Annotated in this window: 25 protein-coding genes; 20 read left to right on the plus strand and 5 right to left on the minus strand. The window is 64.8% G+C overall.

Annotation, left to right across the window (positions count from 1 at the left end; all coding sequences use genetic code 11):
* Positions 1-12 precede the first annotated feature (12 nt).
* From EC845_RS19045 to EC845_RS19120, 16 genes are all read left to right on the plus strand, one after another.
* Entirely contained in the window at positions 13-372 is a 360-nt protein-coding gene (locus EC845_RS19045; protein ID WP_123299719.1) for an NADH-quinone oxidoreductase subunit A, read from the plus strand.
* 35 nt (positions 373-407) lie between these two features.
* Positions 408-887: an NADH-quinone oxidoreductase subunit B family protein gene (locus tag EC845_RS19050; protein ID WP_123299720.1), complete on the plus strand. Its 480-nt coding sequence runs from the start codon at positions 408-410 to the stop codon at positions 885-887.
* An 8-nt stretch (positions 888-895) separates the two neighbouring features.
* On the plus strand, positions 896-1,504 hold the full coding sequence (locus EC845_RS19055) for an NADH-quinone oxidoreductase subunit C (RefSeq protein ID WP_123299721.1): 609 nt from the start codon (positions 896-898) through the stop codon (positions 1,502-1,504).
* A gap of 32 nt (positions 1,505-1,536) precedes the next feature.
* On the plus strand, positions 1,537-2,790 hold the full coding sequence (locus EC845_RS19060) for an NADH-quinone oxidoreductase subunit D (RefSeq protein WP_123299722.1): 1,254 nt from the start codon (positions 1,537-1,539) through the stop codon (positions 2,788-2,790).
* A gap of 17 nt (positions 2,791-2,807) precedes the next feature.
* Complete coding sequence (gene nuoE, locus EC845_RS19065; RefSeq protein WP_123299723.1) at positions 2,808-3,311, plus strand: NADH-quinone oxidoreductase subunit NuoE; 504 nt, start codon at positions 2,808-2,810, stop codon at positions 3,309-3,311.
* Positions 3,308-4,657 carry an NADH-quinone oxidoreductase subunit NuoF gene (nuoF, locus tag EC845_RS19070; RefSeq protein WP_123299724.1) on the plus strand — a complete coding sequence of 450 codons (1,350 nt, stop codon included), beginning with the start codon at positions 3,308-3,310 and terminating at the stop codon, positions 4,655-4,657. The genes nuoE and nuoF overlap by 4 nt, the downstream gene beginning before the upstream one ends.
* An 18-nt stretch (positions 4,658-4,675) precedes the next feature.
* Positions 4,676-6,826, plus strand: a complete 2,151-nt coding sequence (gene nuoG / locus EC845_RS19075; RefSeq protein ID WP_123299725.1) for an NADH-quinone oxidoreductase subunit NuoG — start codon at positions 4,676-4,678, stop codon at positions 6,824-6,826.
* Complete coding sequence (nuoH, locus tag EC845_RS19080) at positions 6,823-7,899, plus strand: NADH-quinone oxidoreductase subunit NuoH (protein WP_123299726.1); 1,077 nt, start codon at positions 6,823-6,825, stop codon at positions 7,897-7,899. Before nuoG ends, nuoH begins: the two co-directional genes overlap by 4 nt.
* A gap of 19 nt (positions 7,900-7,918) precedes the next feature.
* Positions 7,919-8,443: an NADH-quinone oxidoreductase subunit NuoI gene (nuoI, locus tag EC845_RS19085; protein ID WP_123299727.1), complete on the plus strand. Its 525-nt coding sequence runs from the start codon at positions 7,919-7,921 to the stop codon at positions 8,441-8,443.
* Positions 8,444-8,475: 32 nt separating this feature from the next.
* Positions 8,476-9,126: an NADH-quinone oxidoreductase subunit J gene (locus tag EC845_RS19090; protein WP_123299728.1), complete on the plus strand. Its 651-nt coding sequence runs from the start codon at positions 8,476-8,478 to the stop codon at positions 9,124-9,126.
* On the plus strand, positions 9,123-9,431 hold the full coding sequence (gene nuoK, locus EC845_RS19095) for an NADH-quinone oxidoreductase subunit NuoK (protein WP_123299729.1): 309 nt from the start codon (positions 9,123-9,125) through the stop codon (positions 9,429-9,431). Before EC845_RS19090 ends, nuoK begins: the two co-directional genes overlap by 4 nt.
* Before the next feature lie 7 nt (positions 9,432-9,438).
* A complete protein-coding gene (gene nuoL / locus EC845_RS19100; protein WP_123299730.1) occupies positions 9,439-11,526 on the plus strand; it encodes an NADH-quinone oxidoreductase subunit L in 2,088 nt (695 codons plus the stop codon).
* Positions 11,527-11,539: 13 nt separating this feature from the next.
* A complete protein-coding gene (locus tag EC845_RS19105; protein WP_123299731.1) occupies positions 11,540-13,012 on the plus strand; it encodes an NADH-quinone oxidoreductase subunit M in 1,473 nt (490 codons plus the stop codon).
* 33 nt (positions 13,013-13,045) lie between these two features.
* Positions 13,046-14,539: an NADH-quinone oxidoreductase subunit NuoN gene (gene nuoN / locus EC845_RS19110; RefSeq protein ID WP_123299732.1), complete on the plus strand. Its 1,494-nt coding sequence runs from the start codon at positions 13,046-13,048 to the stop codon at positions 14,537-14,539.
* 106 nt (positions 14,540-14,645) lie between these two features.
* Positions 14,646-14,921, plus strand: coding sequence for a DUF2818 family protein (locus EC845_RS19115; protein WP_123299733.1), 276 nt, complete (start codon positions 14,646-14,648; stop codon positions 14,919-14,921).
* Between the two features lie 81 nt (positions 14,922-15,002).
* Positions 15,003-15,587: an NUDIX domain-containing protein gene (locus EC845_RS19120; protein ID WP_123299734.1), complete on the plus strand. Its 585-nt coding sequence runs from the start codon at positions 15,003-15,005 to the stop codon at positions 15,585-15,587.
* Here the strand turns inward: EC845_RS19120 and EC845_RS19125 are convergent.
* Positions 15,520-16,650 carry an alpha/beta hydrolase gene (locus EC845_RS19125; protein WP_233598174.1) on the minus strand — a complete coding sequence of 377 codons (1,131 nt, stop codon included), beginning with the start codon at positions 16,648-16,650 and terminating at the stop codon, positions 15,520-15,522. The two genes, EC845_RS19120 and EC845_RS19125, sit on opposite strands and share 68 nt — an antisense overlap.
* Positions 16,651-17,036: 386 nt before the next feature.
* On the opposite strand from EC845_RS19125, the gene EC845_RS19130 reads away from it, so the two are divergent.
* Positions 17,037-17,555, plus strand: a complete 519-nt coding sequence (locus tag EC845_RS19130; protein ID WP_123299735.1) for a DUF1178 family protein — start codon at positions 17,037-17,039, stop codon at positions 17,553-17,555.
* A gap of 80 nt (positions 17,556-17,635) precedes the next feature.
* Here the strand turns inward: EC845_RS19130 and mutL are convergent, their stop codons facing one another.
* Complete coding sequence (mutL, locus tag EC845_RS19135; protein ID WP_123299736.1) at positions 17,636-19,741, minus strand: DNA mismatch repair endonuclease MutL; 2,106 nt, start codon at positions 19,739-19,741, stop codon at positions 17,636-17,638.
* Between the two features lie 232 nt (positions 19,742-19,973).
* Between mutL and EC845_RS19140 the strand changes: the two genes are divergently transcribed.
* The 3 genes from EC845_RS19140 (at position 19,974) to EC845_RS19150 (ending at position 23,723) form a co-directional block, all read left to right on the plus strand.
* Positions 19,974-20,639 (plus strand): DedA family protein, encoded by a 666-nt coding sequence (locus EC845_RS19140; protein ID WP_123299737.1) that lies wholly within the window; start codon positions 19,974-19,976, stop codon positions 20,637-20,639.
* Positions 20,640-20,748: 109 nt separating this feature from the next.
* On the plus strand, positions 20,749-23,283 hold the full coding sequence (locus tag EC845_RS19145) for an ABC transporter permease (RefSeq protein ID WP_123299849.1): 2,535 nt from the start codon (positions 20,749-20,751) through the stop codon (positions 23,281-23,283).
* A gap of 35 nt (positions 23,284-23,318) precedes the next feature.
* Complete coding sequence (locus EC845_RS19150) at positions 23,319-23,723, plus strand: group II truncated hemoglobin (RefSeq protein WP_123299738.1); 405 nt, start codon at positions 23,319-23,321, stop codon at positions 23,721-23,723.
* Between the two features lie 49 nt (positions 23,724-23,772).
* Here the strand turns inward: EC845_RS19150 and EC845_RS19155 are convergent, their stop codons facing one another.
* The 3 genes from EC845_RS19155 to radC form a co-directional block, all read right to left on the minus strand.
* Complete coding sequence (locus tag EC845_RS19155) at positions 23,773-24,195, minus strand: hypothetical protein (RefSeq protein ID WP_233598175.1); 423 nt, start codon at positions 24,193-24,195, stop codon at positions 23,773-23,775.
* 199 nt (positions 24,196-24,394) lie between these two features.
* Positions 24,395-25,057 carry a Smr/MutS family protein gene (locus tag EC845_RS19160; RefSeq protein WP_123299739.1) on the minus strand — a complete coding sequence of 221 codons (663 nt, stop codon included), beginning with the start codon at positions 25,055-25,057 and terminating at the stop codon, positions 24,395-24,397.
* 42 nt (positions 25,058-25,099) lie between these two features.
* On the minus strand, positions 25,100-25,789 hold the full coding sequence (gene radC, locus EC845_RS19165) for a DNA repair protein RadC (protein ID WP_123299740.1): 690 nt from the start codon (positions 25,787-25,789) through the stop codon (positions 25,100-25,102).
* Positions 25,790-25,829 lie beyond the last annotated feature (40 nt).

Here is a 25,829-nt window from a genome sequence, read left to right on the forward strand (position 1 = left end):
TAGCTCTCCCAGATGAACCTCGCGCAATACCTCCCCGTCCTCTTGTTTATCCTTGTTGGCGTGGCAATTGGCGTATTGCCTCAGGTCCTGGGATATTTGCTCGGCCCGAATCGGCCCGACGCAGCCAAAAACTCCCCCTACGAATGCGGATTCGAAGCCTTCGAAGACGCGCGTATGAAGTTCGATGTCCGCTATTACCTGGTGGCCATCCTCTTCATTCTTTTTGACCTCGAAATCGCGTTTCTCTTTCCGTGGGCCGTCGCGCTGCACGATGTGGGTATCGCCGGTTTCTGGGCCGCCATGATTTTCCTGGCCATCCTAGTCGTGGGCTTCGCCTACGAGTGGAAGAAGGGTGCTCTCGACTGGGAGTAAAACAGTCGTCAGCGCCGCCAATAACAGGAGACACGATGATAGAAGGCGTTTTAAAAGAAGGGTTCATCACCACCAGCTACGACTCGGTGGTGAATTGGGCGAAGACGGGATCCCTGTGGCCGATGACGTTCGGCCTGGCTTGCTGCGCGGTCGAGATGATGCACGCGGCAGCCGCACGTTATGACATCGGCCGTTTCGGTTCCGAGGTGTTTCGCGCCAGCCCCCGTCAGTCCGACCTGATGATCGTGGCCGGTACGCTGTGCAACAAGATGGCGCCGGCCCTGCGCAAGGTCTACGATCAGATGTCCGAGCCGCGCTGGGTCCTCTCCATGGGATCCTGTGCCAATGGCGGCGGCTACTATCACTACAGCTATTCCGTCGTGCGCGGCTGCGATCGCATTGTTCCCGTCGATGTCTACGTGCCGGGCTGTCCGCCCACGGCCGAAGCCTTGCTCTACGGGATCATCCAGCTGCAGCAGAAAATCCGTCGCACCCATACCATTGCAAGAGCCTGAGGTGTCGTATGGCAGAAGTTGCAATTCATCCCGAAGTCCTCAAGAATCGGGTAGCCGCCGCGCTGGGTGAAAAAGCCAAGCGCCTGACGATCGATCACGGCGAACTGACCGTTCACGTGGCTGCCAGCCACTATCTCGAGGCCATGCAGATTCTGCGTGATGCCGCCGAGTGCCGTTTCGAACAACTCATCGACCTGTGCGGCGTCGATTACTCCACCTACCGCGACAGCGTCTGGGAAGGACCGCGCTACGCCGTGGTCGTCCATCTGCTGTCGGTCTCGCTCAATCAGCGGGTGCGGGTCAAGGTTTTCTGCCCGGACGACGACCTGCCGGTCGTGATGTCCGTGGTGGGTCTGTGGTCGTCCGTCAACTGGTTCGAGCGCGAGGCGTTCGATCTTTTCGGCATCGTCTTCGACGGCCACCCCGATCTGCGCCGCATCCTGACCGACTACGGCTTCATCGGCCACCCCTTCCGCAAGGACTTCCCGCTGTCGGGCCATGTCGAGATGCGTTATGACGCCGAGCGTCAGCGCGTCATCTACGAACCCGTCACCATCGAGCCGCGTGAAGTCACGCCGCGCATCATCCGCGAAGAAGACTACGGAGGCTTGCACTGAAGGCGCCCGTCGTCATCGAGTGATGTGAATCCATGGCAGAGATCAAGAACTACACCCTGAATTTCGGTCCCCAGCATCCGGCTGCGCACGGCGTGCTGCGGCTGGTGCTCGAGCTCGACGGCGAAGTCGTCCAGCGCGCCGACCCGCATATCGGCCTGCTTCACCGCGCCACTGAAAAGCTGGCCGAGAACAAGACGTTCATCCAGTCGCTGCCCTACATGGACCGGCTGGACTACGTCTCGATGATGTGCAACGAGCACGCCTACTGCCTGGCCATCGAGAAGCTGCTGGGCATCGAGGTGCCGATCCGCGCCCAGTACATCCGCGTGATGTTCTCCGAGATCACGCGCATGCTCAACCACCTCATGTGGCTGGGTTCGCACGGCAACGACTGCGGCAGCTCCACCATCCTGATCTACGCGTTCCGCGAACGCGAGGATCTGTTCGACATGTACGAAGCCGTGTCGGGCGCGCGCATGCATGCGGCCTATTTCCGTCCGGGCGGCGTCTACCGCGACCTGCCCGACACCATGCCGCAGTACAAGGTCAACAAGATTCGCAATGCCCGCGAGATCGCGCGCATGAACGAGAACCGGCAGGGCTCGCTGCTCGACTTCATCGACGATTTCACGCAGCGTTTCCCGACCTATCTGGCCGAGTACCATACGCTGTTGACCGACAACCGCATCTGGAAACAGCGCACGGTCGACATCGGCGTGATGACGCCCGAGCGTGCCCTCAATCTCGGCCTCACCGGCCCCATGCTGCGGGGCTCGGGCATCGCCTGGGATCTGCGCAAGACGCAGCCCTACGACGCCTACGCACAGGTCGATTTCGACATCCCCGTGGGCAAGACCGGCGACTGCTACGACCGTTATCTGGTCCGCATGGAAGAGCTGGCCCAGTCCAACCGCATCATCAAGCAGTGCGTGGACTGGCTGCGCGTCAACCCCGGTCCGGTCATCACCGACAACCACAAGGTGGCTCCGCCTTCCCGCGAATCCATGAAGACCAGCATGGAAGAGCTGATCCACCACTTCAAGCTCTTCACCGAAGGTTTCCGCGTGCCGGAAGGCGAGGCCTATGCCGCCGTGGAGCACCCCAAGGGCGAGTTCGGCATCTATCTCGTCAGCGACGGTGCCAACAAGCCGTACCGCCTCAAGATCCGTCCGCCCGGCTTCGTGCATCTGGCCGCGCTCGACGAAATGGTCCGGGGCCACATGATTGCCGATGCCGTGGCCATCATCGGCACGATGGACATCGTGTTCGGCGAGATCGACAGGTAAGAGGGACAGAGAACGCCATGACAGCCACGATTTCCGAAGCCACACGCGCACGATTCGACCAGGAGGTCGCCAAGTACCCGCCCGAGCAGAAGCAGTCTGCGGTGATGGCCTGCCTGTCCATCGTGCAGCAGGAGTTCGGCTGGGTCATGCCCGAGCACGAACGCGTCATCGCCGAGCGTCTCGAGATGCCGGTGATCGCCGTGCACGAGGTCACGACCTTCTACAACATGTACAACCAGCGTCCCGTTGGCAAGTACAAGCTCAATGTCTGCACCAATCTGCCGTGCCAGTTGCGCCGCGGCGCCGAAGCGCTCAAGTACCTGGAGCAGAAACTGGGCATCCCGGCCGGCGACACCACGCCCGACGGGCTGTTCACGCTGCAGCCCAGCGAATGCCTGGGCGCCTGTGCCGATGCGCCGGTGATGCTGGTCAACGACCGCACGATGTGCAGTTTCATGGAAAACGACAAGCTCGACCAACTGGTCGACGGCTTGCGTGCTGCGGAAGGAAAGACGTCATGAACGCTGAACAAGTGCTTGGCCAGTTCACCGCGACCGGTGTGCAGACCTGCTTCCACGATCGCCACCTCCAGCCTCAGATCTATGCCGGTCTCAACGGCGCCAACTGGCGGCTCAAGGACTACGAGGCCCGCGGCGGCTATCAGGCCCTGCGCCGTATCCTGGCTGCCGACGGCGGCGAAGGCCTGACGCAGGATCAGGTGATCGCCACCGTCAAGGAATCCGGCCTGCGCGGCCGTGGCGGTGCCGGCTTCCCGACCGGTCTCAAGTGGAGCTTCATGCCCCGCTCCTTCCCGGGCCAGAAGCACCTGGTGTGCAACTCCGACGAAGGCGAGCCCGGCACGTGCAAGGATCGCGACATCCTGTGCTACAACCCGCACATTGTGATCGAGGGCATGATCATCGCCGCCTACGCCATGGGCATCACGCTGGGATACAACTATATCCACGGCGAGATCTTCGAGGTCTACGAACGGTTCGAGGAAGCGCTCGAAGAAGCCCGTGCCGCGGGCTACCTCGGCGACAAGATCATGGGCAGCGCCTTCAGCTTCCAGCTGCATGCGCACCATGGCTTCGGCGCCTACATCTGCGGCGAGGAAACCGCGCTGCTCGAGTCGCTCGAAGGCAAGAAGGGCCAGCCCCGCTTCAAGCCGCCGTTCCCGGCCAGCTACGGCCTGTACGGCAAGCCGACCACCATCAACAACACCGAGACCTTCGCGGCGGTGCCCTGGATCATCCGCAACGGTGGCCAGGCCTACCTTGAGATCGGCAAGCCCAACAACGGCGGCACCAAGATCTTCTCGGTCAGCGGCGACGTCGAACGTCCCGGCAACTACGAAGTCCCGCTGGGCACGCCTTTCTCCAAGCTGCTCGAGCTCGCCGGCGGCGTGCGCACGGGTCGCCAGCTCAAGGCCGTGATTCCCGGCGGCTCGTCCGCTCCGGTGCTGCCGGCCGACATCATGATGGCCTGCACCATGGACTACGACTCCATCTCCAAGGCCGGCTCCATGCTGGGCTCGGGCGCGGTGATCGTCATGGACGACAGCCGCAACATGGTCGAATCCCTGCTGCGCCTGTCCTATTTTTACCAGCACGAATCCTGCGGCCAGTGCACGCCCTGCCGCGAAGGCACGGGCTGGCTGTGGCGCGTCGTCGACCGGATCTGGCATGGCCAGGGTCGTCCGCAGGATCTGGATCTGCTGGACTCGGTGGCCGGCAACATCATGGGCCGCACCATCTGCGCGCTCGGCGATGCCGCCGCCATGCCCGTGCGCGGCATGCTCAAGCATTTCCGTCACGAATTCGAGGCACTGGTTCAGCAGGCTCCGGCCTCCGCCGAACACGCCTGAGGTGAGAGGTAGACACGAATGATCGAAATCGAACTCGACGGGCGAAAAGTAGAGGTCAGCCAGGGCAGCATGGTCATGCATGCGGCCGAGAAGGCAGGCACCTACATCCCGCATTTCTGCTATCACAAGAAGCTGTCCATCGCGGCCAACTGCCGCATGTGCCTGGTGGATGTCGAAAAGGCGCCCAAGGCGCTGCCTGCCTGCGCCACGCCCGTGACGCAAGGCATGATCGTGCGCACCAAGAGCGACAAGGCGATCAAGGCCCAGCAGTCGGTGATGGAGTTCCTGCTCATCAACCATCCGCTCGACTGTCCCATCTGCGATCAGGGCGGCGAATGCCAGCTGCAGGATCTGGCCGTGGGCTACGGTTCTTCCTCCTCGCGTTACGAGGAAGAAAAGCGCGTGGTCTTCCACAAGGATGTCGGTCCGCTGATCTCGATGGAAGAGATGACGCGCTGCATCCACTGCACCCGCTGCGTGCGCTTTGGCCAGGAAGTGGCCGGCGTGATGGAACTGGGCATGGTCAATCGCGGCGAACACGCCGAGATCACCACGGTGCTCGGCGAGACCGTCGACTCCGAGCTGTCGGGCAACATGATCGACATCTGCCCGGTCGGTGCGCTCACCAGCAAGCCGTTCCGCTACAGCGCCCGGACCTGGGAGCTGTCGCGCCGCAAGTCCGTCAGTCCGCATGACTCGACGGGTGCCAATCTCATCGTGCAGGTCAAGAACCACAAGGTCATGCGCGTGGTGCCGCTCGAAAACGAGGCCGTCAACGAATGCTGGATCGCCGACCGCGATCGTTTTTCGTACGAAGCCCTCAACGGCCCCGAGCGCCTGACCAAGCCCCTGCTCAAGCAGGGCGGTGAATGGATCGAGGTCGACTGGGCCACCGCACTCGAGTATGTGGCCAACGGCCTCAAGCAGATCAAGTCCAAGTACGGTGCCTCGTCCATCGGCGCTCTGGTCAGCCCCCACAGCACGGTCGAGGAACTCTACCTGGCCGGCGCCCTGGTGCGCGGCCTGGGCAGCGACAACATCGACTACCGCCTGCGCAACGCGCAGTTCCCGCAGTCTTCCGGCGTGCGCTGGCTGGGCACGTCCATCGCGTCCCTGTCGTCGCTGCAGTCGGTGCTGGTCGTCGGCAGCAACCTGCGCAAGGACCACCCGCTGTTTGCACAGCGCATCCGCCAGGCCGTGCGCAAGGGCGGCTCGGTGCACGTGATCCATTCCGAATCGCAGGACTGGGCCCTGTCCGTGGCCAGCCGCATCACGGTTGCGCCGTCGCAGTGGGCCCAGACCCTGGCCGACGTCGCCGCCGCCGTGGCCGAGAGCCAGGGCGTGGCTGCGCCCGCCGCAGGCCAGGCCACCGACGGTGCCAAGGCCATTGCCGCGAGCCTGCTGTCGGGCGAACGCAAGGCCGTGCTGCTGGGCAACGCCGCAGCTCACCATGCGCAGGGCGAAAGCCTGCTGGCCCTGGCGCAGTGGATTGCCGCCCAGACCGGCGCCACCTTCGGTTACCTCACCGAAGCCGCCAACACCGTGGGTGCACAACTGGTGCGAGCCCTTCCTGGCGCCCAGGGACAGAATGCAGGCCAGATGCTGGCCGGCGGTCTGAAGGCCGCGCTGCTGTTCAACAACGAACCGGTGTTCGACTCCGCCGCCGGCGAGCAGGCCCGCGCGGGACTGGCCCAGGCCGACATGGTCGTGAGCTTCAGCCCCTTCAAGGCCAACCTCGACCTGTGCGACGCCATCCTGCCGATTTCGCCTTTCACCGAAACCGCCGGCACCTTCGTGAACGCAGAGGGCCGTGCCCAGAGCTTCCATGGCGTGGTGCGTCCGCTGGGCGAAGCCCGTCCGGGCTGGAAGGTGCTGCGTGTGCTGGGCGACATGCTGGGCCTTCCCGGTTTCTCGCAAGACACCATCGAGGACGTGCGTGCGGCAGCGCTGCCGCACGACATCGCTGCGGCGCTGTCCAACCAGACGACCGCGGCCGTCGAACTCGGTGCAGCCGAGGGCGAGCCCTGCGTGGCCACCATCTACCAGCTCGACGGCATCGTGCGCCGCGCGCCCGCGCTGCAGCTCACCGCCGATGCGCGTCAAGGCCAGGCCTGGACCGACCAGACCGGTGATCACGCACACACCCATGCCCAGGAGGTCGTCGCATGATCGACGCGTTGTACAACGGCGGCCTGAATCTGGTCGCTCAGGATTGGTGGACAGGTGGTGCCTGGCCCGTCATCTGGAATTTTCTGAAGATCCTCGCCGTGCTGCTGCCCCTGCTGGGCGCCGTGGCCTACCTCACGCTGTGGGAGCGCAAGCTGCTGGGCTGGATCCAGGTGCGCCATGGTCCCAACCGCGTGGGTCCCGGCGGTTTGCTGCAGCCCATCGCCGATGCGCTCAAGCTGCTGACCAAGGAACTCATCAACCCGACGGCGGCCAGCAAGGGCCTGTTCCGTCTGGGTCCCGTCATGTCCATCATGCCGGTGCTGGCTGCATGGGTGGCCGTGCCCTTCGGTCCCGATGCCGTGATCGCCAACGTCAACGCAGGCCTGCTGCTGATCATGGCGCTGACCTCCATCGAAGTCTATGGCGTGATCATCGCGGGCTGGGCTTCCAACTCCAAGTACGCCTTCCTGGGCGCGCTGCGGGCATCGGCCCAGATGGTGAGCTATGAAATCGCCATGGGTTTCTGTTTCCTGGTGGTCGTCATGGTCTCCGGCAGCCTGAACCTCGGCGAAATCGTGGCGTCTCAGGCGCGCGGCATGGGCGCCGACATGGGCCTGAACCTGCTGTCCTGGAACTGGCTGCCGTTGCTGCCCATCTTTGTGGTCTACGTGATCTCGGGCGTTGCCGAAACCAACCGCCACCCCTTCGACGTGGTCGAAGGCGAAGCCGAAATCGTGGCCGGCCACATGGTCGAGTACTCGGGCATGGGCTTTGCCATCTTCTTCCTGGCCGAATACGCCGCGATGTGGCTGGTCTCCATCCTGGCCGTGCTGATGTTCCTGGGTGGCTGGCTGTCGCCGATCGCCGCTCTCGACTTCCTGCCGGGCTGGCTGTGGCTTGCGCTCAAGACGTTCTTTGTCGTGTCGCTGTTCATCTGGATCCGCGCCACGTTCCCGCGCTTCCGCTACGACCAGATCATGCGTCTGGGCTGGAAGATCTTCATTCCCGTCACCCTGATCTGGTTGATCGTGGTGGCCGGCTGGATGCAGACCTCCTGGAATATCTGGCATTAAAAACAGAGGAATACCCACCATGTCCGCTGTACTGACTCCACGCAATTCGCGTCCCTCGTTTTCCTTCCGGGACTTCATCTCGAGCTTCATGCTGACCGAGCTGCTCAAGGGCATGGCCCTGACCGGCAAGTACATGTTCAAGCGCAAGGTGACCGTCCAGTTCCCCGAGGAAAAGACACCGTTGTCGCCGCGTTTCCGCGGCCTGCACGCACTGCGCCGCTACGAGAACGGCGAAGAGCGCTGCATCGCCTGCAAGCTGTGCGAAGCCGTCTGCCCGGCGCTGGCCATCACCATCGAGTCCGACGTGCGCGACGACGGCACCCGCCGCACCACGCGCTACGACATCGACCTCACCAAGTGCATCTTCTGCGGCTTCTGCGAGGAAAGCTGCCCGGTGGACTCGATCGTCGAAACCCACATCTTCGAATACCACGGCGAAAAACGGGGCGACCTGTACTTCACCAAGGACATGCTGCTGGCCGTCGGCGACCGGTATGAAAACGAGATTTCGGCCGCCAAGGCAGCCGATGCCAAGTACCGCTGAGCCGGCTCCAGACCTTCTAAAAGACCAGTCCCATGGATGTTCAAACCGGTTTCTTCTACCTCTTCTCGGCCGTGCTGCTGTTTGCGGCATTCCGGGTCGTCACGGCGCGCAATCCCGTGCACGCGGTGCTCTACCTGATGCTGACCTTCTCGCAGGCCTCCGCCGTGTGGTTCCTGCTGAAGGCCGAGTTCCTGGCCATCACCCTGGTGCTGGTCTATCTCGGCGCCGTGATGGTGCTGTTCCTGTTCGTCGTCATGATGCTGGACCTCAACTTCGAGGAACTGCGCGTGGGCTTCTGGAAACATTTCCCGCTGGCAGCCGTGGTCGGCGTGATCATCGCGCTCGAACTCGCCCTGGTGCTCGGCCTGACCTTCCAGGACGTGCCTGCACCGCCGGCTCTCACCGGTGAAGCGGCCGCCAACTATTCCAACACCAAGGAACTCGGCATCCTGCTCTACACCGAGTACCTGTACCCGCTCGAAGTCGCCGCCGTGCTGCTGCTGGTGGGCATGATCGCCGCCATCGCGCTGACGCTGCGTGGCCGCAAGGACAGCAAGCACGTCAACCCCTCGCAGCAGGTTCATGTGCGAGCCCGCGACCGTGTCGCGCTGGTCAAGGTCGACGCAACGGGCGCGGCGCTGCCGCCCGCACCGCCGGCCGCCGTGGAGGAGAGCAAAGCATGACATTGACCCTGAGCCATTTCCTGACGCTGGGCGCGATCCTGTTCGCGATCTCCGTGGTGGGCATTTTCCTCAACCGCAAGAATCTGATCGTCCTGCTCATGGCGATCGAATTGATGCTGCTGGCGGTCAATATCAACTTCGTGGCGTTCTCGCACTACCTGGGTGACATGCACGGACAGGTGTTCGTGTTCTTCATCCTCACCGTGGCGGCTGCCGAGTCGGCGATCGGCCTGGCCATCCTGGTCCAGCTGTTCCGCAACCGCTCCACGATCAATGTCGATGCACTCGACACGTTGAAGGGCTAAAACAACAATGAGCACTACCCTTTCCGCAAGCACGCTGCTGGCGGTGCCTCTGGCGCCGCTCGTCGGCTCCCTGGTGGCCGGCATTTTCGGGACGGCTCTGGGCGGCAATCTCATCGGCCGGCGCACCAGCCGGAGCATCACGATCCTGGGCGTCTTCATCGCCTTCGTGATCTCGGCCATGACGCTCTACAGCGTCGCCGTCGACGGGGCCCGCTTCAACGAGACGCTCTACACCTGGATGGTGATCGGCGATCTCCGCATGGAGATCGGCTTCCTGGTCGACAGTCTGACGGCCATGATGATGGTGGTCGTGACCTTCGTCTCGCTCATGGTGCACATCTACACCATCGGCTACATGGAAGAAGACGCGGGCTACGACCGTTTCTTCGCCTACATCTCGCTGTTCACCTTCTCCATGCTGATGCTCGTCATGAGCAACAACATGCTGCAGCTGTTCTTCGGCTGGGAGGCCGTGGGTCTGGTTTCCTACCTGCTGATCGGCTTCTGGTTCAACCGCCCCACCGCGGTGTTCGCCAACCTCAAGGCCTTCCTGGTCAATCGTGTCGGCGACTTCGGCTTCATCCTGGGCATCGGCCTGCTCGTGGCCTACACCGGTACGCTCAACTACGGTGAAGTCTTTGCCCGTGTCGATTCGTTCAGCCAGCTGACGTTGCCCGGCACCGACTGGATGCTGATCACCGTGATCTGCATCTGCCTGTTCATCGGCGCCATGGGCAAGTCTGCCCAGTTCCCGCTGCACATCTGGCTGCCCGACTCGATGGAAGGCCCGACCCCCATCTCGGCGCTGATCCACGCGGCGACCATGGTGACGGCCGGCATCTTCATGGTGGCGCGCATGTCGCCGCTGTACGAACTGTCGGATGCGGCACTCAACTTCATCCTGATCATCGGTGCCATCACCGCGCTGTTCATGGGTTTCCTGGGCATCATCCAGAACGACATCAAGCGCGTCGTGGCCTATTCCACGCTCTCGCAACTGGGTTACATGACCGTGGCGCTGGGTGCTTCGGCCTACTCGGTCGCCGTGTTCCACCTGATGACGCACGCCTTCTTCAAGGCGCTGCTGTTCCTCGGTGCCGGCTCGGTGATCATGGGTCTGCATCACAACCAGGACATCCGCTGGATGGGCGGCGTGCGCAAGTACATGCCCATCACCTGGATCACCTTCCTGCTGGCTTCGCTGGCCCTGATCGGCACGCCGCTGTTCTCGGGTTTCTATTCCAAGGACGCCATCATCGAGGCCGTGCACGCCAGCAACCTGCCGGCTGCGGGCTTTGCCTCGTTCGCCGTGCTGGCCGGTGTGTTCATCACCGCCTTCTATTCGTTCCGGCTGTATTTCCTGGTCTTCCACGGCAAGGAACGCTACGACCAGAATCCCGATGCGCACCACGGCCATCACGACGACGATCATGCGCACGACACGCATGGCGCGCACGACGACGGCCACGGCCATGACCACCACGACGCCCACAAGCCCCACGAGTCGCCCTGGGTGGTGACGGTGCCGCTGCTGCTGCTGATGGTGCCTTCGGTGCTGGTCGGTTTCTTCACGCTCATGCCCATGCTCTTCGGCAGCTTCTTCGACGGCGTGATCTTCGTCGACACCGCCAAGCATCCGGCCATGGCCGAGCTGCGCGAACTCATCCACGGCCCGCTGGCCATGGCTGCCCACGCGCTGTACACGCCGCCCCTGTGGCTGGCCATCGCCGGCGTGGCGCTGTCCTATTACATGTACATGATCAACCCGGCCGTGCCGACCGCGATCAAGCGCCACTGCGGTCCGATCTACCGCCTGCTCGAAAACAAGTACTACCTCGACTGGATCAACGAGAACATCGTTGCCGCCGGTGCCCGCCTGCTGGGCCGCGGCCTCTGGAAGGGCGGCGACCAGGCGCTGATCGACGGCCTGGTGGTCAACGGTTCCTGGAAGGTCGTCGGCTGGTTCTCCGGCCTGGTCCGCTGGTTGCAGTCGGGCTTCATTTACCACTACGCGCTGGCGATGATCGCGGGTGTGCTGATCCTGCTGACATGGTTTGTCAGCTGGCCGATGTTGACGCAATGGCTCAACGGTTGAGGAGTAGAACAAAATGGGTTTGCTGAGCCTTGCCATCTGGGTACCGATCATCTGGGGTGCCGCACTGATCGCTTTCGGCCGTCCCGGCCAGGAAAATCTGGTCCGCTGGCTGGCCTTGATCGGATCGCTGGTCGCGCTGGTCGTGACCTTCCCGCTGTACACCGCCTTCCACGGCGGCACGGCAGAGATGCAGTTCGTCGAGAACATCGCCTGGATCGACCGTTTCAACATCAACTACCACCTGGGCATCGACGGCCTGTCCTTCTGGTTCGTGCCGCTGACCGCCTTCGTGACGGTGGTGGTGGTGATCGCCAGTTGGGAAGTCATCAAGATCCGCGTGAACCAGTACTACGGGTCCTTCCTGGTACTTTCGGGTCTGATGATCGGCGTGTTCTGTTCCATGGACGGCATGCTGTTCTACGTGTTCTTCGAAGCCACGCTGATCCCGATGTACCTGATCATCGGCATCTGGGGCGGACCACGGCGCATCTACGCGGCCTTCAAGTTCTTCCTGTACACGCTGCTGGGATCGTTGCTGATGCTGGTGGCCCTGATCTACCTCTACAACGCCTCGGGCAGCTTCGACATCCGCGACTGGTATGCACTGCCGCTGTCGATGAGCGAGCAGACCTGGCTGTTCTTCGCCTTCTTCGCCGCCTTTGCGGTCAAGATCCCGATGTGGCCGGTGCACACCTGGCTGCCGGACGTCCACGTCGAGGCCCCGACAGGCGGTTCGGCCGATCTGGCGGCCATCATGCTGAAGCTGGGTGCCTACGGTTTCCTGCGCTTCTCGCTGCCCATTGCGCCCGATGCGGCTCATGAATACGCCTGGCTGATGATCGCGCTGTCGCTGGTCGCCGTGATCTACGTCGGTCTGGTGGCGCTGGTCCAGCAGGACATGAAGAAACTGGTGGCGTACTCGTCCGTCGCGCACATGGGCTTCGTCAGCCTGGGCATCTTCCTGTTCGTCGAGATGGGTCTGGCGGGCGGTGTGGTGCAGATGGTGGCCCACGGTTTCGTGTCGGCCGCGATGTTCCTGTGCATCGGCGTGCTCTACGACCGCATGCATTCGCGTGAAATCGCCGATTACGGCGGTGTCGTGACCGTCATGCCCAAGTTCGCGGCCTTTGCGTTGCTGTTCTGCATGGCCAATGCCGGTCTGCCCGGTACCGCCGGTTTCGTCGGTGAATGGATGGTCATCCTGGCAGCCGTGAAGTACAACTTCTGGATCGGCATGGCCGCAGCGACCGCGCTGATCTTCGGTGCCGGCTACACCCTGTGGATGTTCAAGCGTGTCTACCTGGGACCGATCACGAACAAACATGTGCGCGAGCTGACCGACATCAACGGCCGCGAGTTCCTGATGCTGACGCTGCTGGCCATCCCGGTGATCTACATGGGCGTGTACCCCAAGCCCTTCACCGACGTCATGCATGCCTCCATCTTCGAACTGCTGCGCCACGTGGCCATTTCCAAGCTGAACTGATTCGGCACGCCTACAGAGACAAGAGAGAAACCAATGCTTGATCAACTCAGCTGGATCGCGATCTATCCCGACCTGCTCCTGCTCGTGATGGCCTGCGTGATCCTGCTCGTGGACCTCTCGGTCCAGGGCAAGTACCGCACGCCTACCTACACCCTGACCCTGGTCACGCTGGCGGTCGTCGCCGCCATGCAGGGCTACTACGCCGTCACGGGCGACGTGATATACGGCTGGGGCAACATGGTGGTCAGCGATGCCATGGGCAACTGGCTCAAGTGCTTCGCCGCCATCGCCACGGGCGTGACCCTGGTCTATGGCCGCAACTACGCCACCGACCGCGGCATGCTGCGCGGCGGCGAGCTGTTCACGCTGTCGCTGTTCGCGCTGCTGGGCATCTTCATCATGATCTCGGCCAACAACCTGCTGATCGTGTACCTGGGCCTCGAGCTGCTGACCCTGTCGAGCTATGCCCTGGTGGCCCTGCGCCGCGATCACGCCATGGCGACCGAAGCCGCCATGAAGTACTTCGTGCTGGGCGCTCTGGCCAGCGGTTTCCTGCTCTATGGCCTGTCCATGCTGTACGGCTCGACCGGCACGCTCGACATCAACGAAATCTCGGCTGCCCTCAACAACGCCCCCGGTATCCCCTTCGTGCTGATCCTTGCGCTGGTGTTTGTCGTCGCCGGCCTCGCTTTCAAGCTGGGTGTCGTTCCTTTCCACATGTGGATTCCCGACGTCTATCACGGTGCCCCCACCGTGGTGACGCTGCTGGTGGGCGGCGCGCCCAAGCTGGCCGCCTTCGCCATCAGCATCCGCCTGCTGGTCGAAGGCCTGCTGCCGCTGGCCTTCGACTGGCAGCAGATGCTGGTCGTGCTGTCGGTGGGCTCGCTGCTGGTGGGCAACCTGGCCGCCATCGCGCAGACCAATCTCAAGCGCATGCTGGCTTTCTCGACCGTCGCGCAGATGGGCTTCGTGCTGCTGGGTCTGCTCTCCGGCGTCATCGACAGCAACACCTTCAACGGCGAGCTCGCCTACGGCTCGGCCATGTTCTACGTGGTGACCTACGTGCTGACCACGCTGGTGGCTTTCGGCAGCATCCTGCTGCTGTCCCACGAAGGTTTCGAATGCGACAACATCAGTGACCTGGCCGGCCTCAACCACAGCCATCCGCTCTACACCGGCATCCTGTCGGTGGCCATGTTCTCGCTGGCCGGCTTGCCGCCGCTGGTGGGTTTCTACGCCAAGCTGTCGGTGCTGCAGTCCCTGGTGTCGACGGGAATCACGGGTTATGTCGCACTGGCCATTTTTGCCGTGGTCATGTCGCTGATCGGTGCCTTCTACTACCTGCGGGTGGTCAAGGTCATGTACTTCGACGAGCCGCCCGCCGGCCGCGAGATCGCCGTCAATGTGCCGCTGCATGCACGTGGCCTGCTGACGGTCAACGGCGCGTTGATCCTGGTCCTGGGCCTGATGCCCGGCGGCCTGATGACGCTGTGTGGGCAGGCCATCGCGAACCTGCTGAACAAGTAAAGGCGCCGCGGCGCCCGCAGCAGCCCAGGATGCCTTGCGGTATCCTGGGTTTTTTTATGGTTCGGTGGCCGGTCGGTGCTGCCGTGCGCAAGGAATTCGTCGTCCCATGTCTCCCTGGCTGGCTCTGTGTTTGCTGATCGTGGCCGCCGTGTTGGCCAATCTCCCCTTTGTCGCCGAATGGCGCGGCTGCCGTTTGGCGGTGCGGGCCTTGCTGCTGTTGGCTTTGTATGGCACCACTCTGGGCCTTTCGTGGCTGGTCGAGGCCCGCATGGGGCCGGTCTGGTCCCAGGGGTGGGAGTTCTTTGCCATTACCGCAGCGTTGTTCCTGATCCTGGCGTTTCCCGGGTTTGTCTACCGTTACCTGCTGCTTCGGCGGCGTTGATGCGGCTGGGCGTTGCAAGGCGTGTTGCCCATTCCTCTTTTTCTGTTCTTTTTTGCCGATCGGCGTATCCAAGAGTGACCTATGCGTGATTCCTCTCCAGACCTCCACCTGGCCGAAACCCTGCTGAGCCGGGAAGTCGTGCACCGCGGCGACTTCCTCACGGTGCACCGCGACACCGTCCGGCTGCCCGATGGCGGTTCGGCCACCCGTGAGTACGTGGTCCATCCGGGGGCCGTGGTGGTGGTTCCGCTGCTGGACGACGGGCGGGTGTTGCTGGAGCGGCAGTTTCGTTACCCGGTCGGGCAGGTCATGCTGGAACTGCCGGCCGGCAAGCTCGATGCGGGCGAGAATCCCCTGGGCTGCGGTCAGCGCGAGCTACGCGAGGAGACCGGCTACACCGCCGAGGAGTGGGCCTATGCCGCCTCGACCCATCTGGCCATCGGCTACTCCACCGAAGTGATCCACATCTATTTTGCACGCAGGCTGAAGGCCGGCGAGCGATCGCTCGACGAAGGTGAATTCCTGGATCTGGCGACGATGTCGATCGACGAGCTGCTGGCGGCCTGCCGCGATGGGCAGGTGACCGATGCCAAGACGCTCAGCTGTTGCTTGTGGCTGCAGAACGTGACGGAAGGTCGCTGGTCCCTGACGTGGCAGCCTGCTTGAGCGAGCCGTTTCGGCTGGTCGACGACCGGGGTTTGACCGGCTGTTTGGTGGTCGCCAGGCCGATCACCGATGCTGCGGCCACGGGGCCGGGCGTCGCTCCCGTGCCGATGGAGGCCGGAGCCGCTGCGTTGCCGGCGTCGGCCAGAGCGGGCGGCAGTTCATGGGCGGCTGGCGGCAGTATGCCGAACAGGTCCTTCAAGGCCTTGCTGTACTGTTCCATGCCCACGCTGCTGGTGTTGTGGTGGTTGCCGCCCTCGACCATGATGAAACGTTTGGGCGAGTTGGCGGCCGCATAGAGCCGCTCGCCCAGGATGGGTTTGATGATCTCGTCGTCGCTTCCATGCACCACCAGCAGCGGCGAGCCGATGCGGCGCACCTTGTCGATGGACTCGAAACGCTGGGTCAGCAGCGGGCCGATGGGCAGCCAGCCCCAGTTGGTGGTGGCGAAGACATCGCGTACCGAGCTGAATGTGCCCTCGACGATGGTGCCCCGCTCGTCGTTGACCTTGCTGGCCAGATCGATGGCGATGGCGCCGCCCAGCGAGTGGCCGTAGATGTAGCGCGGTTGTTTGGGAAAACGCTCGGCCAGCCAGTTCCAGGCGGCCTGCGCGTCTTCGTAGGCCATGCTCTCGGAGGGCAGGGTGTTGCTGGGCGTGCTGCCTTCGCTCAGGCCGCTCGTGGTCTTGCCGAATCCCCGGTAGTCGATGGCGAGCACGGCAAATCCCATGTCGTGCAGCCGGCTGATGCGGGTCCGGCTGGCCCATACGTCCCAGCGCGCGCCGTGCAGGTACAGCACGACCGGCTGCTTGGTGCCCAGCATCGCCGGCGCGTCGCCCAGCCAGAGGCCGTGCATCTTGACGGATTCGGAGGTCAGGCGCGACGTGAAGGGAATCCACACGTCCTTCAGATCCATGTCGCCATGGCCCCAGCGGCTGATGCCGGGATTAAAGATGAACTGACGCTGGCGCTCGTCCAGGGCCGAGCAGCCAATCAGGCCGGCCACCGCGAGGAGTGCCAACAGCATCCAGGCGGCCCAGCGTCGTGCAATCGTCGTCATCATCATCGTCACAGACCCCCTGGGCGATGAAAAGTTCGCCCGGTGCTATTCCTGCAATGGTCGTGCCTGGTCTGTTTTTTGTCCGTCACACGTCCGCCCTGAGTGCATCCATCCCCTGTTTTCGGGATGCATTCGCATGATGCAGTGCGCGATTGTTGGGTGGAAGCCTGAAACCGATTTCTGGTACTTACCCGTGTTGTAAAAACGCAGCGATTTCCTGGGCCGAAAGAGCCGACGACGCAAGATGAATTGCACTGTTTCAGTGCATTTCTTGCCATTCCGATGCTTCCTCCCGCCCCTGGCCGAAGGTCAGGAAGGCTGGCGCGACGTCGGCGCGGCTGCGCGAGGGACGGGGCCGCACACGCCGACCGTCTCTGCCCGATAATTCGGCCATGAAAGTCCTGGATCTGCAGTGTGCCCATCAGCATGTGTTCGAAGGCTGGTTCGGCAGCGAAGACGACTACCGCAGCCAACTGGCGCGCGGCCTGTTGACCTGCCCGGTCTGCGGCGATGCAGCGGTCCAGCGGCTGATCAGTGCGCCCCGGCTCAACCGCAAGAGCAATGCGCTGCCGGCGGCGGTCCAGCCTTCGGCTTCGGCGGCCCCGGCTGCACGGCGCGCCGCGCCGCCGGTCGTGCCGCAGGCCCGCGTGCCGGCCGACAATCCCCCGCCCTCCGAGACACAGGTCGCCTTGCAGGCCGCTTACCTGGAGGCGGTGCGGCACGTGCTGCGCAATACCGAAGATGTCGGTCCCCGTTTTGCCGAGGAAGCCCGCCGCATGCATTACGGCGAGAGCGAGGCCCATGGGATCAGAGGGCAGGCCAGTCCCCAAGAGCGCCAGGCCCTTGCCGAAGAGGGAATCGACGTGGTGAGCCTGCCGCTGCCCGAAGGCCTCGACGGCACGTTGCAGTAGGTTTCGCGCAGCCGCGGGGCCAGCAGGCGGGTCGGACGTGCCCGCGCGCGTTGCGGTCCGCCCCGGCGGACTCCGCCGCCTCAGCGGCCGCGCAGGAACAGCGAATCGAGATCCTTGAGCGTGACCTGCCGCCAGGTCGGCCGGCCATGGTTGCACTGGTCCGAGCGTTCGGTCGCCTCCATCTGGCGCAGCAGCGCGTTCATCTCGGGGACCGTCAGTTGCCGGTTGGCACGCACCGAGCCGTGGCAGGCCATGGTGCCCAGCAGTTCATCCTGGGCGCGTTCGATGACCGTGGTGGCTTCCTGGGTCGCCAGTTCGGTCAGCACGGCCCGGGCCAGCTCGACCGCCTGCCCGCCGCTGTCGCCGCGGATCAGGGCCGACGGCATGGCGCGCACCGCCAGTGTCCGGGGCGAGAACGGCGAGATGTCCAGGCCCAGGCGGGCCAGGGTGTCGCCGTGGCTTTCTGCGGCCGCGACTTCGGCCGGTGTCGCCGCGAAGGTCGCGGGGATCAACAGGGGCTGGCTGGCGATGCGGGACTGGCTGAACTGCTGCTTCAGTCGTTCATAGACGATGCGTTCATGGGCCGCGTGCATGTCCACGATGATCAGTCCCTGGCGGTTCTCGGCCAGGATGTAGATGCCCATGAGCTGAGCCAGTGCGCGGCCCAGCGGCCACTCTTCGGCCGCGGCCGCGGCCGAAGCCGGTGAGGGGGGCTCGCCGGTCGCCGTCTCTTGTGCAAGACCGCCGGCCTGCGTGGTGAATGACGTGCCCGGGCTCGCGGCCGGCGAGGGCAGGGGGACGCCGCGAGGACCATCGTCCGATGGGGCCGCCGACGAGGCTGCGCCGGGTGCAGCGCCCTCGTCGTCGCGCGGCTGGCGTTGCCACAGTGCGCCGAGCTCGCTGACACGATGGCCCTGCAGCGCCATGGCGGGCTGGGTCCAGTGGTAGTCGAGCGGCCTGCCGGTACGAGGGATAGCGCCCGGTGCGCCCGATTCACCCGGGATCGGGTTCGCGGGGGGCGTTGCGAGAAGCGGGTTGACCGCCGCCGCATCCTGGCCTGCCGCCGCCGCACGCGGCGCCGACAGGGCATTTTCCACACCGTGCCGCACGGCCTGATGCACCTCGCGGCTGTCACGGAACCGGACCTCGATCTTGGTCGGGTGCACGTTCACGTCGACGCGCGTGGGGGCGACTTCGATGTGCAGCAGATAGACCGGCTGACGCTGGCCGTGCAGGAAGTCTTCATAGGCACTGCGCGCGGCGTGCGCGATGACCTTGTCCCGCACGAAACGGCCATTGACGTAGGCATATTGCTGGTCGCCCCGCGCGCGGGAGTGGTCGGGCAGGCCGGCGCGTCCGGTGATGCGCACGGCAGGGCCGTAACGGCCGTCGCCATGGTCGGCCTGGGCCGAGCTGGTGTAGTCGATGCGCAGGCTGGCGGCCAGCAGATCGGCACCCAGCACATCGGCCAGGCGGCGCTCGAGCGGCGTGCTGCCGTCCGCCGTCACGCCATCGTGCGCACGCCACTGGTCGACCAGCTTGCCTTCATGCCAGATGGCAAAGCCCACATCGGGCCGGGCCAGCGCGTGGCGCCGCACGGCTTCGATGCAATGCGCGAGCTCGGTGGCATCGGTCTTGAGGAACTTGCGGCGGGCGGGGGTGCTGAAGAACAGCTCCTTGACCTCGACCGTGGTGCCCGTCGCCCGGGCTGCCGGCTGCAACTCGCCGCTGCGGCCGTCCAGCAGCCACGCATGTTCGCCATGCGCCTGCGCAGAGGGGCAGCGTGAAAGGATGGACGCCTCGGCGACCGAGTTGATGGCGGCCAGCGCCTCGCCCCGGAAACCCATGGTCGAGACCGACTCCAGTTCCTTGAGGCTGTGGATCTTGCTGGTGGCGTGGCGCTTGAAGGCGATCGGCAACTCGTCGCGCGGAATGCCCAGGCCGTCGTCCTCGACCACGATGGCGCGCACGCCGCCGGCCAGCAGCCGGACGGTGATCTGGCGGGCGCCGGCATCGAGCGCGTTGTCCACCAGTTCGCGGACCACCGAAGCAGGGCGTTCGATGACTTCACCTGCGGCGATCTGGCTGATGAGCTCGTCGGGCAGTTCGAGAATGCGGCGGCGCGCCGCGGCCGATCGTTCGGGGGCGGCAGCGGGGGAATCGAGGCGGTCGGGTTCGGCGTTCACCCGTCGATTCTAGGGCGAGTGGTGCGGCGAGGCTGTGTGCGGGGCCATTGCCGCTGCCGGCGAATGTAGTGCCATGGCATGAATTGCAGGCCATGTGCCGCACCGGGGGACGGCACTGATACAGTACCGCTCATAACAAGACTCAAACAGCCTCCGCTTGCGATGCATGCGCACCGCCCGCACGGGTGGCGGGTGCCTGCCGCGGCCGACGATTCACTCACAAGGACCGGTTTTGGAATACGTTCACCTGCTCATCGATTTCATACTGCACATCGACCAGTATCTGGCGACTTTTGTAGAACAGTATGGCGCCTGGGTCTATCTCATCCTCTTTCTGATCGTGTTCGTCGAGACAGGACTGGTGGTCATGCCTTTCCTGCCCGGCGACTCGTTGCTGTTCATCGTCGGGGCCATGGCCGGTGCCGGGCTGCTCAATCCCCAGATCGCAGTGGCTGTGCTGCTGGTGGCCGCCATCCTGGGCGATCAGTGCAACTATTCGATCGGCCGGTATTTCGGGCCCAAGGTCTTCAAATGGGAAAACTCCCGTTTCTTCAACAAGAAGGCTTTCGACCAGGCCCACGCGTTTTACGAACGGTATGGCGGCGTGACCATCATCCTGGCCCGCTTCATGCCCTTCATCCGCACGTTCGCCCCGTTCGTGGCCGGTGTTGCCGAGATGACGCGCAGCAAGTTCACCTTCTTTAATGTCGTCGGCGCGCTGATCTGGGTGCTGGGCATCGTGACGGCCGGCTATTTCTTCGGCAACATGAAGATCGTGCAGGACAACCTCGAGAAAATCATCTGGGCCCTGATCCTGGTGCCTGGCCTGATCGCCATCTTCGGCGCCTGGCGCGCGGGGCGCGCACAGCCGTCCACGCCGGGCCATACCCAGCCCTGAGGCCGCCCTTGCGGCAGCGAGCGGACACAGGCCGTCGGCGGTCGTGTCCGGCTGTCCCGCATGCATTCCGAGCAGTGCGCCGGCCTACCCCGGCGCGGGAAAGACGATGATGAAACAGTCCTTTGTCCGATTGGGCCTGCGCAGCCTGTGGCGCGACGTTCGGGCGGGCGAACTCCGCCTGCTGATCGTGGCGGTGGCGCTGGCCGTCGCCGCTCTGGCCGCGGTGGCGTTTTTTGCCGACCGCCTGCAGAGCGGCCTGCAACGCGACGCCAGACAGCTGCTGGGCGGCGACGCGGTCATTGCCAGCGACAACCCGGCCCCTGCGGATTTTGTCGCCAAGGCGCATGAACTGGGCTTGCGCACCGCAACCACGGCGACTTTCCCGACCATGGCCCGGGCTTCCGACGAGCAGGGCGGCGCGGCGCGGCTGGTGGCGTTGAAGACGGTCGCAAGCGGTTATCCGTTGCGCGGCCGGGTCGAAGTCGCCACGGCGGCGGACCAGCCCGGCGAAGCGGCCGCCGATATCCCGGCGGCCGGCACGGCCTGGGCCGACCCGCAACTGCTGGCCGCACTCGAGATCGGCGTGGGCGATACGATACTGCTGGGCGACTCCAGCCTGCGGATCACGCGGGTGATCGTGATGGAGCCCGACCGCGGCGGCGGCTTCATGAATTTTGCGCCCCGCTTGATGATGAACGAAGCCGACCTGGCCGCCACCGGCCTGGTGCAGCCTGCCAGCCGCATCCGCTGGCGCATGGCGGTGGCCGGCGAAGACGATGCGCAGGTCCAGGCCTTTGTGCAGTGGGCCGATGCGCGCGCGCAAGGCGGGCCGGGCGGCGAAGCGGTTCGGGGCATGCGTGTGGAATCGCTGGACAGCGGGCGGCCCGAAATGGAGCGCACGCTGGGACGGGCCGAGAAATTCCTGAGTCTGGTGGCCCTTCTGTCGGCCTTGCTGAGCGCCGTCGCCGTGGCCATTGCCGCCCGCGGTTTTGCCTCGCGCCACCTCGACGACTGCGCCATGCTGCGGGTCCTGGGCCAGAGCCAGCGCACCATCGCGCTGGCCTACACCCTGGAATTCGTGCTGGCCGGGCTCTTTGCCAGCCTGCTGGGCGTGGCCATCGGTTATGGCGTGCACCAGTTGTTCGTGGCCCTGCTGGCCGGCCTGGTGACGACCGCGCTGCCTGCAGCCAGCCTGTGGCCGGCGCTGCTGGGCGTCGGCGTGGGGCTGGTGCTGCTGGTGGCCTTCGGCTTGCCGCCGGTGCTCCAGTTGGCGCAGGTGCCGCCCTTGCGTGTCATCCGGCGCGACATCGGTCAGATGCGCTCTGCGTCGCTGGCCGTGCTGGTGCTGGGCGTTCTGGGTTTTGCGGCCCTGCTGCTGGCGGTTGCGCGCGACTGGACGCTGGGCGCCATTGCCGTCGGCGGCTTTGCCGGCGCCGTGCTGGTGTTTGCCGGCCTGGCCTGGGTCGCGGTGAAAGCCCTCAGGCGCGGCGTCAACGACCAGACCGCGCCGCGCTGGCTGGTCCTGGCGACACGGCAGGTTTCGGCGCGACCGGTGTTTGCCGTGGTGCAGACCAGCGCCCTGGCCGTCGGCCTGCTGGCCCTGGTGCTGCTGGTGCTGCTGCGCACCGATCTGATCGACAGCTGGCGGCAAGCCACGCCGGCCGACGCACCCAATCGTTTCGTGATCAACATCCAGCCCGACCAGGCGGACGATTTCCGTGGTGCCCTGTCGCAAGCGGGCATCGGTCACTTCGACTGGTACCCGATGGTGCGGGGCCGGCTGGTGTCCATCAACGAGCAGCCGGTCGATCCGGCACGCTACGAGGACGAGCGAGCCCAGCGGCTGCTCGACCGCGAATTCAATCTTTCCTACGCGGCCGAGCAACCGCCGCACAACGACCTCGTTGCCGGCCAGTGGACGGCCGGTGGGGCAGGGGGCGCCAGCGTCGAGGACGGATTGGCCAAGACGCTGGGCCTCAAGCTGGGCGACCGGCTGGTGTTCGATATGGGCGGCATCACCCACAGCTCGGAAATCACCTCGTTGCGCGAGGTGGACTGGGCCTCCATGCATGCGAACTTCTTTGTCATGTTCCCCGTCGCCGAGCTGCCGGATCTGCCGGTGACCTATCTGGCCGCCTTCCGTGCGCCTGCCACGCCGACGTTCGACAATGCCCTGGTGCGGCAATTTCCGAACATCACCAATGTCGACATGACGGCGACCCTGGCGCAGGTGCAGCGTGTGCTGGATCAGGTGATCCGGGCCGTCGAGTTCCTGTTCGGTTTCACCCTGGCGGCCGGCCTGATCGTGCTGCTGGCCACCGTCGGTGCCACACGTGAGGAGCGGGCACGGGAATTCGCCATCATGCGGGCCATGGGGGCGAGCTCACAACTGCTGCGGCAGGTGCAGCGGGCCGAGTTGGCAGGCGTCGGTCTGCTTGCCGGTCTGCTGGCCAGCCTGGTCGCCATGGTCGTTGCCTGGGCGCTGGCGCGTTTTGTATTCGATTTCACCTGGAACGGCTCGTGGTATGTCCCGTTCGGCGGCGCGCTGGCGGGTGCCGTGCTGGCCTGGGCAGCAGGCTGGTGGGCGCTGCGCGGCGTGCTCACGCGGCCGGTGGTCCAGACGCTCAGGCAGGCAATGGACTGACAAGCGCACGATATGCCCGACAATCCTTCCCCGTGATGCAGATACAGGACAAACCGCCCTACGACACGCCCTTCGAATGGATGGGCGGCGAGCCCCGCGTGCAGGCGCTGGTCGATCGTTTCTACGATCTGATGGATCTCGAACCGGCCTATGCCGACCTGCGGGCCGCCCATGGGCCCGAGCTCGATCAGGCGCGTCAGCGGCTGTTCTGGTTCCTGTGCGGCTGGCTGGGCGGGCCCCAGCACTACACCGACCGTTTTGGCCACCCCCGCCTGCGCATGCGCCACATGCCGTTTTCCATCGGCATCCGCGAGCGCGACCAGTGGGTGGCCTGCATGGACCAGGCCATGGGCGAGACCGAAGTCGATCCGGCCCTGCGCGCGCGACTGAAACAATCGTTTTTTCAGACGGCTGATTTCATGCGCAACAAGGGCATCTGAGCCCCGAGGCAGGCCGCAGGCGACCCGCCTGCTTGCCGGTCACCCTCGGTCAGGGCGCGGCCTTGGCCGCTTCGTAGTCGGACTTGGCCTTCAGCTCACAGCTGTCCTTGGCCGAACCGTTGAAATCCTCGCACTTCTCGTCGGCCACCTCATACGCCGCTTTGGCCTTGGCCGCGCGAAGTTTGCGATCGTTGTCCGCGCTGGGCTTGTAGCGGGTTTCCAATTCGGCCAGAGCGATGTCTCGCTGCCCCTCGGCCTCTTTTTCGCACACGTCCTTCTTGTTGCCCGCCAGGCTGTCGCACTGGTTCTTGGCCGCCTTGTAGTCGGCCTTGATGGTGTCCTCGGCCGCACTGTGCTGCGCCCGGGTCATCGATGGGGCGGACTGGGCCATGGCGCTGCCGATCAGGCAGCCGGCAACGGCCGCCGCGGCCATGGCACGGGTCAGATTCTTCAGGGAGAGGGTGTTGTGCATGACGGACTCCTTTGTTTTAAGTCTTGGAATGCCCATGCCGCATACCGGGAGCCGAGACGTCGCAGGCACGGGGCAGGGGATTCCACTGTAGGTGTCGCCCGTGGAGCCGCCCGTAGTCGCGCGCGGCCAGTCGCGGTCGGCTCGGGCCTACAGGGCGTCCGTCATCGAAAGCGGCCAGCGCGGTCCGAATCGGCGCGGATCAGGCACGGGGGCCCGGGTGCTTGGGCGAGGGCTGCAGCAGCACCACCAAGGCACCGGCTCCGCCCTCGCTGGCCTTGGCCTGGACAAAAGCCAGCACTTCGTTCTTCTGGATGAGCCAGGCTTGTACCTTGGCCTTGAGCACCGGCGTCTTGCCGGGCGAACCCAATCCCTTGCCGTGCACCACGCGAAGGCAGCGCAGGCCCTGGCGGTGGGCTTCCCGGATGAAGTTGGCCAGGGTTTCACGCGCTTCGTCGCGGCGCAGACCGTGCAGATCGAGCTGCGCCTGCAGGCTCCAGTGGCCCGAGCGCAGTTTGCGGGTCACGTCCGTGCCGATGCCCGGGCGGCGGAAACTCATTGCATCGTCGACATCCAGCAAGGTCGTGACGTCGAACTCGTCGCTCAGCGACTCGCGCAGCACGGCTTGTTCGTCGAGCGTGCGCTGTGCTGCGATCGGCAGCGGCAGTTCCCGTTCGTGTTCCACCCGCCGGTGGCTGGCGCTCAGCGCCCGCACGGGGCCCACGGCCTGCAGGAAGACGGCCTGCTCGGCACGCTGGCGCCGTTCTTTTTCCTGGCGGATTTTCTGTGCCTCGGCTTCGCGGGCGGCGGCATCGGCCACCGCCTGGCGCATCGTCTTGAGGTCCTGGAGGGATTTCGCTTTCATGCCCCGGTTTTACCCCAAGCGGTGCATCTCCTCGAAGAGATATCAGGAAGGATCTCGGATCAAGCCGGCTTCGGCCATCGAACAGGTCCCACCCTGCGCCACGATGATGTGGTCCAGGACCCGGATGTCGAACAGGCCGAGGGCGGTGCGCAGATGCTGCGTGACCGCGACGTCTTGCGGGGAGGGCATCAGTGTTCCGCTGGGATGGTTGTGGGCCAGGATGACCGCCGCCGCATGGTGGTGCAGGGCCCGCAGAGCGACCTCGCGCGGATAGACGCACGATTGCGTCAGGGTTCCGCGAAACAGCTCCTCGAGTGCGATCAGGCGGTGCTGGGCATCGAGGAACAGCACGGCAAACACCTCGTGGCGCCTCGAGCCCAACTGCAGCCGGAGGTAGTCCTTGACGGCCTTGGGGTCGCTCAGGGTCTGCGGTAGCCGGATGCGTTCGGCCAGCGCCCGTCTTGCCAATTCGAGTACCGCCAGCACCTGGGCGCGCTTGGCCGTGCCGCCCATTCCCTTGATGACCAGCAGATCGGGGGCCGTGGCGTGGAGCAGCCCGCTGATGCCGCCGAACGCCGCCAGCAGTTCCTCGGCCAGCGCCAGAACGTTCTTGCCTGCCATGCCGGTGCGCAACAGCAGCGCGAGCAGTTCCGTGTCGCCCAGTGCCTGCGGACCGCGTGCGATCAGCTTCTCTCGCGGATGCGCTTCGAGGGGTAGATTTTTCAGCGCCATGGCCGTGCGGAGTCTCCGGGTTAGTCAGGTAAGCAGGCCG

The sequence above is a fragment of the Comamonas sp. BIGb0124 genome (genome assembly GCF_003752175.1).
Classification (GTDB): domain Bacteria; phylum Pseudomonadota; class Gammaproteobacteria; order Burkholderiales; family Burkholderiaceae_C; genus Comamonas_F.